The following is a 12,826-nucleotide window of genomic DNA, read 5'->3' on the forward strand; positions in this document are numbered from 1 at the left end:
CCTATTAGCTGTCCCTTTTTATCTTTTATTTAACTTTCTTCTTCCAAACACCTATCATAATAGCTGAAACAATCGTCCCAATTAATATAGAGAAAATGTATAGCAACGGTTTATTCACTAATGCGATAACAAACAATCCACCATGCGGTGCCGGCAATGTAATTTGGAATAACATAGATAAGGCACCCGCGATACTTGAACCAACAACACAACTTACTATTACTCGAACTGGATCGGCAGCTGCAAATGGAATCGCACCTTCTGTAATAAACGAAGCTCCCATAATATAATTTGTTAAACCAGATTTACGTTCCGCTTCTGTAAATTTTGTTTTAAAGAATGTGGTTGCTAATGCAATCGCAAGTGGTGGTACCATACCACCAGCCATCACTGCTGAGTGCACTCCAAAATTCTGTGCTTCTATGGCAGCAATACCAAATGTAAATGCCGCTTTATTAATTGGACCACCCATATCAATTGCCATCATACCACCTAAAATAAGGCCTAATAATATAGCATTTGTACCACTCAAACCATTTAACCATCCTGTTAACATTTCATTTAATGCTACTACAGGCGGGTTTACTACTTTTTGCATAACAACTCCTGTAATCAACAATCCAAAGACTGGATATAACAAAACAGGTTTAATTCCTTCTAACTGTACTGGTAATCCTGAAAATAATCTTTTCAATCCTAAAACAACATATCCAGCTAAGAAACCAGCAATTAATCCACCTAAAAATCCAGCATTCGCTTGTGCTGCTAAAAATCCACCAACAACACCAGGCATAAAACCAGGACGATCAGCAATAGAGCTTGCGATAAATCCAGCTAAAATTGGTACAAGGAATAAAAACGCACCTGTTTCTCCACCGCCAATAGCCATTAATATTTCAGCAATAGGACCTTTTGCCTTAATTCCACCGAACATAAACGCTAGCGCGATTAAAATCCCGCCACCAACAACGAATGGAAGCATATTACTTACACCGCTCATTAAATGCTTATAAATTCCCAGCCCTTTTTCTCTCTCTACACTTTCTGCCTTCCCATCCTTTTTTACACCCTTAAAGATTGGTGCATCTTGTTTTACAGCTCGATTAAGAAGGATTTCAGTTTTTCTAATGCCATCAGCGACCGGCACTTGAATGACATGTTTTCCAGCAAAACGGTTCATTTCTACTTGTTTATCTGCCGCAACGATAATCGCTGTTGCACGTTCAATATCCTCTTTCGTTAAACCATTCTTTATACCTGTTGATCCGTTCGTTTCAACTTTAATGGCTATACCTAACTCTGCTGCTTTTGCTTTTAAACTATCCGCAGCCATATATGTGTGAGCGATACCAGTTGGACAAGCTGTAACAGCTAATACGTACGGTTCATTCCCTTCTGGCTTTGCTACTTCAACTTCTTCTTCTTTTTCATTCTCTTTTTCATCAAATAAACGAAGAAGTTCCTCTTCATCCTTTGCTTCTAATAATTGTTTACGAAAACCTTCATCCATTAATAATGTAGATAGACGCGACAACGTTTCTAAATGAGTATTATTCGCCCCTTCACTTGCAGCAATCATAAAGAATAAATGTGCAGGCTGTCCGTCAAGCGATTCATAGTTGATACCGCTTACACTTCTACCAAAACAAATTGCTGGTTGCTTAACAGCTTTCGTCTTCGCATGAGGTATAGCAATACCTTCACCAATTCCTGTTGTACTTTGTGACTCCCGCTTTAGAATAGCTTCTTTAAATTCAGCTTTATTATTTAAACGATTAGCACCATTTAATTTCTCAACTAATTCATCTATGACAGCTTCTTTATTTGAAGCTGTCATATTCATAATGACTGTATCCCTTTTTAATAGTTCTGTAATTTTCATATGTTGCTTCCCCCTATCGCTTAGCTACAATTACTTGCGACAATAATTCTTCTACTTTTTCCTTTGTACATAAATCTGCCGAAAATGCTGTTGCACTCCCCGTTGCAACACCATATTGAAATGCTTTTTCAATATCTTTTGTCTGTTCATATTTACCTACAAATCCTGCAACAAGGGAATCTCCTGCCCCAACTGAATTAATTACAACACCTTTTGGAACAGTTGCTTCATATATACCTTCTGCCGTAAATAATAAAGCTCCATCTCCTGCCATTGATACTATAACGTGCTCTACACCTTGTTCGATTAATTTTCTTCCATACGGTAAAATGGCTTCTACTGTTGAAAGCTCCACTCCGAATAACTCACCAAGTTCATGATGATTTGGCTTTATTAAAAATGGCTTATTTTTAGTTACATACTGCAGTGCACTTCCACTTGCATCTACTACTACACGAATACCTTTTTCGGCTCCAAACGCTGCGATTGATTCATAAAAGGTAGTTGGAATAGAAGAAGGTACACTTCCAGCTAGTACAACACAATCTCCAGATTGCATACTTTCGATTTTTTTCATCAATTGTTCAAATTGCTCATTTGTCACAATAGGACCTTGTCCATTTAACTCTGTTTCTTCTTGCCCTTTTATTTTCACATTAATTCGAGAATCTCCATCTACTTGGACGAAGTTCGTTGTTACACCTTCACCATGCAATACATCTTTAATAAATTGACCAGTAAATCCACCCGTAAATCCAAGCGCTACATTTTCAACACCTAAACGATGAAGAACACGAGAAACATTAATCCCTTTTCCTCCAGGAAACTTCATATCTTTCTCTGCTCGGTTTACTGTTCCTAAATCGAAAGAAGTAACTTGTACTACATAATCAATAGATGGGTTTAAAGTAACTGTATAGATCATTGTTTATCAGCCTCAATTACATTGGTTTGTCTTTTATATTTTTCTAAATCAATTTCTAAATGGTTTGTAATAATGCTTGCATCTTCAACATTTGCAATTTTCGCAAACGCAACTTCTGAAAATTTACTTTCATCAATTAAGAAATACCCTTCGTTCGCTAATGTTAATGCCATTTGTTTCAAGAGTGCTTCTTCTGGATCTGGCGTTGTATACCCTAACTGTTCATGTACACCATTAGCTCCTAAAAAACATTTATCAAAACGATACTTCTGCATACTTTCCTGTGCCATAGCACCAATTAAAGCTTTCGTCCTACTCTTCATCATCCCGCCTAATAAATACGCACAAATATTATTTTCAACTAAAGCTTCAATATGCATAAGTCCATTCGTTACGACAGTAACATCTTTGTTTATTAAAAATGGAATCATTTCAAATGTTGTACTTCCTGCATCTAAATAAACGCAATCCCCTTGTTCAACAATACTAGCCGCATACTTGGCAATTTGTTGTTTTATTTGAATGTTTTTGGATGATTTTTCAATCATCGTGGGCTCCTGTCCTTTTCCTGTTAAAACGGAGGCACCACCATGAACTCTTTTTAATAACCTTTGTTTTTCCAATTGTGCTAAATCACGACGAATTGTCGACTCAGAGCTTTCTGTTCTTTCCACTAATTGCTGTAATTTAACCACTTTTTGTTCTTTTACAAGTTGTAGTATCATTTGATGACGTTCAGGAGTTAACATCTTCTTCACCTCTTCTTTGATTACAGTATAATGAAAACGATCACAAAAATCAACCACAAACAACCAAAAATAATCATTAACAATCACAATCGGTTATAAACAACAAAAAAGAAACCTATTTGATACAACAATCAAATAGGTTTCTTCTCTCGCTTCACTTATAAAGAAGCTTTATAAATTGCAAGAACATCATCTTTATTTAATTTTTTAAAGTTACCGAATTCACCATAAGCCATCGCTTTATCCGCCATTAAGTCAATTTCACTTTCTCTAATAGCGTAATCAGCTAATGTTACTGGCGCTTCAATCGAAGTCCAAAATTGACGTAATGCCTCAATTCCCTCTAATGCAATCTCTTTATCGGTCTTCCCATCTGTTTCTACATCGAATACACGAATAGCGAACTGTTTAAAACGACTTATATTTTCATCTACAACATGCTTCATCCAGTTCGGGAATAAAATCGCAAGGCCACCCCCATGTGGTATATCATGAACAGCAGAAACTGCATGCTCAATATTATGAGTTGCCCAATCTCCTCTTACTCCCATCGCTAAAATGCCGTTTAACGCCATCGTTCCGCAATATAATATTGTTTCCCTATGCTCATAATTTTCTAAATCACTTAAAAGCTTAGGAGCTGTTTCAATGACTGTTCTTAAAACAGATTCACAATAACGATCTTGTAGTTCTGTATTTGTTCCATGATGGAAATATTGTTCTAATACGTGTGACATAATATCTACCATACCGTAAATTGTTTGATTTTTCGGTACAGACGCAGTATGAACTGGATCTAAGATTGAAAACTGAGGGAATGTAACTGGACTGCCCCAGCCGTACTTTTCATTCGTTTCCCAGTTTGTAATTACAGAGCCTGCATTCATTTCAGAACCTGTTGCCGCAAGAGTGAGTACAGTACCGAACGGTAACGCCTCGCTAGCAAATGATTTTTTCGTTACAATATCCCATACATCTCCATCATATTTACTACCAGCAGCAATCGCTTTCGTACAGTCGATTACACTTCCTCCGCCAACCGCTAAAATAAATTCGACTCCATTGTCTTTACAAATTTGAATCCCTTTCTTTACTGTTGATAAACGAGGATTCGGTTCAACACCCGTCAACTCAAACACTTCCGCATTTATATCCTTTAAAATAAAAATTACATTATCATAAATACCATTTCTTTTAATACTTCCTCCTCCATATACGAGAAGAACTTTTTTACCGAACTGTGGAATTTCAGTTTTTAACTGCTCTAATTGTCCTTTACCAAAAATAAGTTTTGTTGGATTACGAAATACAAAATTTTGCATATACCTTTACCATCCCTTCCATATGAAAAGCAACTATACTTTTGTATACCACACTTTTTTAATTTCACAAACAAATTTGCTTAACAAAAAAATCCCAGCCTTAAGGCTGAGATTTTTTATTGATAATAAGGCGAGATCATTAAGTAAACAATAACACCAGATAAACTTACATATAACCAAATCGGCATCGTCCAACGTACAATTTTACGGTGACGTGTTAATTGATTCGTAAAACCAAATACTAGTGCGAACAATGCAAGTGGTACAATAATCGCCGCAAGGATAATATGTGTAATTAAAATGATGAAATACACATATTTAATGAATCCTTCTCCACCGAAATGTGTTGCTGGTGCTAAGTAATGGTACGATAAATACGAAACACAAAATAGTAAAGTCGTTGTAAATGCTGCCAGGATAAAACCACGGTGCATTTTCACATTCTTTTTAATAATAGAGAATAAAGCTGCTAATAAAAATACAAACGTAAAACTATTAAAGATTGCATTTAACATTGGTAAAATTGTTACATCAAAATGTACTTCTCCTTCATAGCCAACAGGTCCAAAGAACAAAAATAATATAATCGCATTTACAACTACAGAAAGCGTTATCACAATAGGAGCATAGCTTTTCTGATTTGTTGATTGATCCACCAAAATGGTCACTCCCTCTTCCTTCAAATATGTATACGTAACCTCACTATTTTAACATATTATTCACAGTGTAAATGTGACAATAGTTTGACACAGCAAGACAAGGCAAAGAAAAAATCCTTCTTAATAAAACTTCTTAAGAAGGATTTTATCGCTTTATTATTTAAATAGCAATGCAATTAGTTTTTGTTAAAAAACGTATTGCTATACGCTTGATATATTTCAGACACTTGATATCCCATTAGTGAAATTGCTGTTAATGAAAAGAAACCAATCATAAGAAATCGAAACCACATATAAATCTCCTCCTTGTATTTAGCTTAAAAAACGTTAGCTATCTTACAAGTTAAGTGGCACTCTTCTTCATCACTTTCTTTCCTCTTCACAATCGCTGTTATAAAACGAATCATAAAGAATATAACAAAAGGAATTTGTTTATCATTTATATTGGCATAGTTTGGTAACGGCTCTCTTTGCAAATCGAACGGAGATGAGAAGGAATAGAACATACCTTGCTCTTCCATATATACGATTACAATCTTCATACAAAATACTATCCCGAGAAACGAAACAATATCTTGCCATTCTGTCGTATATAACAGGTTATACAGCTCTAATACGTACTCTTCCATCGTCATCCCCCCTTCCTTTTTTATCATTTTGCTCTCCTTCATATAAAAAGTCAAGAAAAAAGTTTATTTTCACTATGCTAATAGTAATTACTTGTTTCTTTACTTATATATGAATCTTTTCTAGCAATGATTGGATATACCATTCTTCGAAAACAAGATATCATAGGAAGTTCGATAGCCGAATTCATGCTATAGGTAAAATAATATGTGACGTCAAGAACAAGGCGCTAAAACATCGGAACACGAATCTGTACGGTATGCTGATAGTACCTAGCTCACGAACCTATATGGTCTGTCGTGAGAGTGGTGATGGCACACCGCAATCTTGCACGTCAGCGATACCAGAAATGGACTTCTCCTTTGGTAACAAGAATCCCACTGACATTAGTCAACTTGCCCCTTTAAGGGTGGGAGTGTCAAATAACCTATTGTTGTTTTTTATTTATGCAAATTACTTTGTCGTATTCACTTCTAAAGTTTTAAGAGATTCTTTTCCATCTCTCAAATAACTATTTACGAGACTTAAAAGTAACTTCCCACCAACCAACATCGCACGTTCATCAAAATCAAATTGAGGATGATGATGTTGGTATGTTGCTCCTATTTCTTCATTACCCGCACCTGTAAAGAAAAATGCTCCTGGAACATGTTCTAAATAATATGCAAAATCTTCTCCACCCATAATCGGTGGTACTTCAATAACTCTGTCTCTTCCAAGATCACGTTTCGCAATCTCCATAAAATGACTCGTTTCATCTAAATGATTTATTAATATTGGATAACCGCGTTTATATTGAATATTAACTTCAGCATGAAGAGACTGACAAATCCCCTCAACAACTCGTTTAAATTCCTTCTCCATAAATTCTCTCACTTCAGGATTTAACGTCCGAATTGTCCCTGTAAATGTAGCAGTATCCGCAATAATATTATCTGCTTGACCAGCATGGAATGTACCAACTGTTACTACAGCAGATTGCAACGGATCTACTTTTCTACTAACTAAAAGTTGCAATTGATTAATAACTTGTGTTGCAACGATAATGGCATCTACAGTATGATGCGGCATACCGCCGTGACCGCCTCTCCCTTGAATCTTCACTTCAAAAGTATCAGCTGCGGCCATCATTGCTCCAGCTTTCGCCCCAACAATTCCTACAGGCATTTGAGAAGATAAATGTGTGCCAAAAACAACATCTACTCCTTCTAAACAACCATCCTCAATCATAGCAATTGCCCCACCAGGTTCTTTCTCTTCTGCATGTTGATGAATAAGGACTATTTTTCCTGAAAGTTGGTCTCTGTTTTCACTTAATATTTTTGCGACTCCTAAAAGTGTTGCTGTATGTCCATCATGGCCACAAGCGTGCATTACGCCAGGAATCTTTGATTTATATGAAACTTGCTTTTCATCTTGAATAGTTAGTCCATCAAAATCAGCACGCAACGCGATCGTCTTCCCAGGTATTCCACCTTCAATTACGCCGATTACCCCTCTTCCCCCGACATCTGTTTTCACATCAATATGAAAACTTTTTAAGATTTCAGCTATTTTTTTCGGTGTTTCTATTTCTTGAAACGATAGCTCTGGGTATTGATGAAAATCTCTTCGCCACGAAACCATTTGGTTATATAAACTTTCCAATTCTTTATGCCATGTTTCTATCATAAAAATTCCCCTTTCTTTTTAACACTTTAAACAAAAAAATACACAATATTCTGTATTTAATCAATAAAAAAAGAGAACTTTCTTTAAAAGTACTCTTAATTCTCCAAAATATGAAACGTTCTACTTTAGTTACTACTTTGCTTCAATACAAAAACTGAAAATTCAGGTACACTCCAAAATCTAACAGGCATTCGCGTCGTCCCAATACCGCGATTTACATATAAATGTAATGGCTTACTCTTTCCTTCTAATTCATACATTCCTTCAACATACTTCTCTGCTAATTTTGTGGTAATTAAAGGACCTACAAAAGGAATCTGAACTTGTCCTCCGTGACTATGTCCTGAGATTTGAAAATCAACTGGATAACAAGCTACTTTGTCTACAACGTCAGGCTCATGTACTAATAACATATTGAAATCTTGTTGTCTTAAGTTTTTTAAAGTCGAGTCTATTTGTGGTTTCCCTAATAAGAAATCATCCAAACCTGATATTGTAATATACTTGCCATTTTCCACTTTAATTTTCTGCACGTCATTTACTAAAACAGAAAAACCCGCTTCCTCCATGTACCTTTTGTAGAATAAACTACCGCCCCCGCCTCTATCATGATTCCCAAACACAGCATACTTTCCGAGAGGAGCATGAATTTTCCTCAAAATTTCTTTCGCCTCTTCTCTTTCCTCATTATAAGATCCGAACTTATCTATTAAATCCCCTGTAAAAACTACTATATCTGGACGTAACTCATTCATTTTCTCAACCAAATTATCTAGTTGCTTTAGTGTAAACTCTGGCCCTAAATGCACATCTGAGAATTGCAATATCTTTTTATTGTTAAACTCTTTAGGAATCGTAGGAGCTTCTATTTCATTCCACGTGACCGATACTAATCTTCGTTCTATTTCTGTTGCATAGAAATACAAGCTTATTGGAATCATTAATATACTTATGAAACTAATAATAAATTTCTTTACGATTGATTTTTTCCGCTCTTTTTTTACATGATGCGTATTCATATTTTCACCTCTAGATGTACTTTAAAACCTTTTTGTTACATTGATGTGACAACATGAAAAAACGATACGAATTTCAATTTTTTTGTAAATATATCTGCGTACACTTGTTCTCTGAACTTTTATACGTTATAATAACAACTTAAATAGCATTATTTACATATGAGGTGAAAACATGAATAAAACAGAATTAATCAAAAACGTAGCGCAATCAGCTGAAATTTCTCAAAAAGAAGCTACTGTAGTTTTACAAACTGTAGTAGAATCAATCACTAACTCTTTAGCTGCTGGCGAAAAAGTACAACTTATCGGATTCGGTACATTTGAAGTTCGCGAAAGAGCTGCTCGTACAGGCCGTAACCCACAAACGGGTGAAGAAATGCAAATCGCAGCTTCTAAAGTACCTGCTTTTAAAGCTGGTAAAGAACTAAAAGAAGCTGTAAAATAATGAAAAATAGCCTTCTCATTTATGAGAAGGCTATTTTTTTCATTATATAATTAATAAAAATCTGACCATTATGCTGCTTATTTTGTTCCTTTATGCAAATATAACCTTTACTTTCAAAGAAAGGTTTTGCTGTAATACTTGCCTCTGTATATATATCCCTATGTTCTAGCTTCATTACTTCTTTTTCTAACTTTTGTAATATATAAGAAGCTATCCCTTTCCCTTGATAATCTTTATGTGTAAACAAACGATTTATGTAATGTTCATCATTATAATCCCCAAATCCAACTATCACACCGTTGTTATCCGCTACATAACTAATATTCTTTTCTAAAGACTTTAGCCAACTTTCTCTATTTAGTCGCTTTGGTGCCCATGACTGTAGCTGTAACGTATTATAATCTTGTGCATTAACCGTGTGAACCGTTTCATAGAACAATTGTAATACTTGCTCTAAATCCTCTTGATGGAATGTTCTAATTTTAATATCTTTAAACATATGTAAAACTCCTTATCAAACTAACTCTTCTATTTCGGTTATCCGGATAATTATTTCGTCTTTATTTTTGAAACAGTTTCTTCCACTATATAAGATTCACTACTTCTGCTCTTTCTATATTAGATCGATCTTTCCTTCTAAACGAACAATAAACAATACTTATACAAAGTATTGTTTATTGTAAAAAAGCATATTAAATTCGTTTTATAGCTGAAAGTGTTTAAGATTTCAATTTAACTCTTTGCAATCTTAATGCATTTAATACGACTGATACAGAACTAAACGCCATCGCTGCACCTGCAACCCAAGGAGCTAAGAAACCGAGCGCCGCAATTGGAATTCCTAGGCCGTTATAAGCTAATGCCCAGAATAAATTTTGCTTAATATTTCTAATCGTCATTTTACTCATGAAAATTGCATCAGCAATACTATTTAAATCGCCACGGATTAACGTAATATCCGCTGCTTCCATCGCTACATCTGTTCCTGTTCCAATTGCCATTCCAATGTCCGCTGTAGCAAGAGCAGGAGCATCATTAATTCCATCTCCAACCATAGCCACTTTCTTACCACTAGCTTGAAGTTTCTTCACTTCTTCTGCTTTTCCTTCTGGTAATACTTCTGCAATTACGTGATCAATACCAACTTGCTTTGCAATTGCCTGAGCAGTTTGTGTATTATCTCCTGTAATCATAACGACATCTAGACCCATTTTCTTAAGTCTTGCAATTGCTGCTTTTGAAGTATCCTTTACAGTATCTGCAACAGCAACAATTCCAGCATATTCCTTATCTATCGCTATAAGCATTGCCGTTTTTCCTTCTCGCTCTAGTTCTTCCATCGCTTTAGAAACTTCTTCAATATCAATATTAAACTTCTTCATTAATCGGCGTGTACCAATTAATAACTGTTTCCCTTCTACAACCGACTCAATACCAAAGCCAGGAATTGCTTCAAACGTTTCTGAACTTGGGATATCAATTCCCTTTTCTTTAATTCCTTCTACAATTGCTTCTGCAAGTGGATGTTCAGAATTTCTTTCTGCTGCACCAACTAATTTTAATATTTCCTTCTCATCAAATCCATCTGCCACAATTATATCAGTTAATACCGGTTTTCCATTTGTCACTGTACCCGTTTTATCTAAAATAATCGTATCTAATCTGTGCGTCGCTTCTAAATGCTCTCCACCTTTAAATAAAATACCGTATTCAGCTGATCTTCCTGATCCCGCCATAATAGATGTAGGTGTTGCAAGACCTAATGCACATGGACAAGCGATAACAAGCACTGCTATCATTTTCTCAAGTGCTCCTCCAAAATCACCAGGTGTAACAAATATCATCCATACCGCAAATGTGATTATAGCAATCACAACTACAACAGGTACGAAAATACCTGAAATTTGATCAGCTACCCTTTGAATAGGAGCTTTCGAACCTTGAGCCTCTTCCACTACTTTAATAATTTGAGCTAATGCAGTGTCTCTTCCTACCTTAGTTGCCTTAACTTTTAAAAATCCATTTTTATTCATTGTAGAACCGATTACTACATCCCCAATTGTTTTATCAACTGGAATACTCTCGCCTGTTAACATCGATTCATCTATCGCTGATTTTCCTTCTACAATTTCTCCATCTACTGGGATTTTTTCACCAGGTTTAACATAGACAACATCACCAGCTACCACTTCTTCGATTAAAATTTTCATTTCTGTGCCATCTCGCACAACTGTGGCAGTTTTCGCTTGTAATCCCATCAACTTTTTAATAGCTTCTGATGAACGCCCTTTTGCTTTCGCCTCAAATAATTTACCTAAAATAATTAAAGTAATAAGTACCGCGCTCGTTTCAAAATATAAATCTGTCATATGTTCTGAAGAACCAATTGATTGAATACTTAAATAAACACTATAGAAATAAGCTGCGGACGTTCCAAGTGCCACAAGAACATCCATGTTTGCACTTTTATTGCGTAACGCTTTATAAGCACCAATATAAAACTGGCCTCCAATTATAAACTGTACTGGAGTTGCAAGGGCCAGCTGCACCCATGGGTTCATAAGCATATCAGGTAAATAAATAAAAGATGTAAATGAAAAATGACTCACCATTGCCCACAATAACGGAAATGATAAAATAAACGAAAAAATAAACTTCTTCTTTTGTCGCTCAATTTCTTTTAAGCGGTGATCTGTTGATGAATCTTGCTCATCCGATTTCACTTCTAATTTATATCCTAATTTTGTGATTGTACTCTTCATCTCATTTACACTGATTTCATTAGGGTTAAAGTCTACTGTAGCTGATTCTAAAGCGAAATTTACTGTCGCCTTGTTCACACCATCTAGTTTATTTAAACGCTTTTCCACTTTATTCGCACACGCTGCGCATGTCATTCCCGAAACGGTAAACTCCGCTTTATCACTTACAATGCCATATCCTAACGATTCAACTTTTTCTTTAAATTCTTTCGGATTTGTTTTAGTTGGATCGTACAAAATTTTCGTTTTTTCAAGTGCAAAATTCACATTTGCATCCTGCACACCTTCTACTTTTTTAAGACCTTTTTCAATTCTATTTGCACATGCTGCACATGTCATGCCTGATATTTGGAGATTGGCCTCTTTTTGTTCATTCATGTCTCTCACCTCTATATACCCTTATAAGGTATAATTTTTAGCAAAATAAATCGTACTCCATATAAAGTACGATTTATTTCCATATTAAAAATTATTATTGAACGTCATAGCCTTGATCTTCAATTACAACAACGATATCTTTTAACGTTACAACTGATGAGTCGATAGTAACTTCAACAGTTCCTTCTGCTAATTGAACTTTTACTTGCTCAACGCCGTTTAGTTCTTTCACATTACTTTCAATAGAATTTACACAATGCCCACAAGACATACCCTCAACTTTTAATGTTAACTGTTCCATTTAAAATCCTCCTCTTGTTTCTTCATTGTTTGTTAATCACAACTACATCTTACCATACCCCCCTAAGGTAATCAATGGTTTTATAT

Annotated in this window: 12 protein-coding genes; 1 reads left to right on the forward strand and 11 read right to left on the reverse strand. The window is 35.4% G+C overall.

Annotated elements, in window-relative coordinates:
• Positions 1-25: 25 nt before the first annotated feature.
• From AB3X48_RS11150 to AB3X48_RS11185, 8 genes are all read right to left on the reverse strand, one after another.
• Entirely contained in the window at positions 26-1,882 is a 1,857-nt protein-coding gene (locus AB3X48_RS11150; RefSeq protein WP_002160826.1) for a PTS fructose transporter subunit IIABC, read from the reverse strand.
• A gap of 13 nt (positions 1,883-1,895) precedes the next feature.
• Positions 1,896-2,807 (reverse strand): 1-phosphofructokinase, encoded by a 912-nt coding sequence (pfkB, locus tag AB3X48_RS11155; protein WP_246907719.1) that lies wholly within the window; start codon positions 2,805-2,807, stop codon positions 1,896-1,898.
• Complete coding sequence (locus AB3X48_RS11160; RefSeq protein ID WP_002111269.1) at positions 2,804-3,556, reverse strand: DeoR/GlpR family DNA-binding transcription regulator; 753 nt, start codon at positions 3,554-3,556, stop codon at positions 2,804-2,806. Before AB3X48_RS11160 ends, pfkB begins: the two co-directional genes overlap by 4 nt.
• Positions 3,557-3,714: 158 nt before the next feature.
• A complete protein-coding gene (locus AB3X48_RS11165) occupies positions 3,715-4,878 on the reverse strand; it encodes an iron-containing alcohol dehydrogenase (protein ID WP_367959485.1) in 1,164 nt (387 codons plus the stop codon).
• Positions 4,879-4,994: 116 nt separating this feature from the next.
• Complete coding sequence (locus tag AB3X48_RS11170) at positions 4,995-5,537, reverse strand: DUF420 domain-containing protein (protein ID WP_088079158.1); 543 nt, start codon at positions 5,535-5,537, stop codon at positions 4,995-4,997.
• Between the two features lie 317 nt (positions 5,538-5,854).
• Positions 5,855-6,193: a hypothetical protein gene (locus tag AB3X48_RS11175; protein ID WP_002160823.1), complete on the reverse strand. Its 339-nt coding sequence runs from the start codon at positions 6,191-6,193 to the stop codon at positions 5,855-5,857.
• Between the two features lie 424 nt (positions 6,194-6,617).
• Positions 6,618-7,835 carry a M20 metallopeptidase family protein gene (locus AB3X48_RS11180; protein WP_367959488.1) on the reverse strand — a complete coding sequence of 406 codons (1,218 nt, stop codon included), beginning with the start codon at positions 7,833-7,835 and terminating at the stop codon, positions 6,618-6,620.
• Positions 7,836-7,960: 125 nt separating this feature from the next.
• Positions 7,961-8,854, reverse strand: a complete 894-nt coding sequence (locus AB3X48_RS11185; protein WP_016105910.1) for a metallophosphoesterase — start codon at positions 8,852-8,854, stop codon at positions 7,961-7,963.
• Between the two features lie 172 nt (positions 8,855-9,026).
• Between AB3X48_RS11185 and hbs the strand changes: the two genes are divergently transcribed.
• Positions 9,027-9,299 carry a non-specific DNA-binding protein Hbs gene (gene hbs / locus AB3X48_RS11190; protein WP_002111275.1) on the forward strand — a complete coding sequence of 91 codons (273 nt, stop codon included), beginning with the start codon at positions 9,027-9,029 and terminating at the stop codon, positions 9,297-9,299.
• Positions 9,300-9,318: 19 nt separating this feature from the next.
• On the opposite strand, the gene AB3X48_RS11195 is transcribed toward hbs, so the two are convergent.
• The 3 genes from AB3X48_RS11195 to copZ form a co-directional block, all read right to left on the reverse strand.
• Positions 9,319-9,798 carry a GNAT family N-acetyltransferase gene (locus AB3X48_RS11195; RefSeq protein WP_246907724.1) on the reverse strand — a complete coding sequence of 160 codons (480 nt, stop codon included), beginning with the start codon at positions 9,796-9,798 and terminating at the stop codon, positions 9,319-9,321.
• Positions 9,799-10,018: 220 nt separating this feature from the next.
• Positions 10,019-12,439 carry a heavy metal translocating P-type ATPase gene (locus AB3X48_RS11200; RefSeq protein ID WP_002160819.1) on the reverse strand — a complete coding sequence of 807 codons (2,421 nt, stop codon included), beginning with the start codon at positions 12,437-12,439 and terminating at the stop codon, positions 10,019-10,021.
• Between the two features lie 94 nt (positions 12,440-12,533).
• A complete protein-coding gene (copZ, locus tag AB3X48_RS11205) occupies positions 12,534-12,740 on the reverse strand; it encodes a copper chaperone CopZ (RefSeq protein WP_002111278.1) in 207 nt (68 codons plus the stop codon).
• Positions 12,741-12,826 lie beyond the last annotated feature (86 nt).

The sequence above is a fragment of the Bacillus sp. S4 genome, assembly GCF_040838205.1.
Lineage (GTDB): Bacteria > Bacillota > Bacilli > Bacillales > Bacillaceae_G > Bacillus_A > Bacillus_A cereus_U.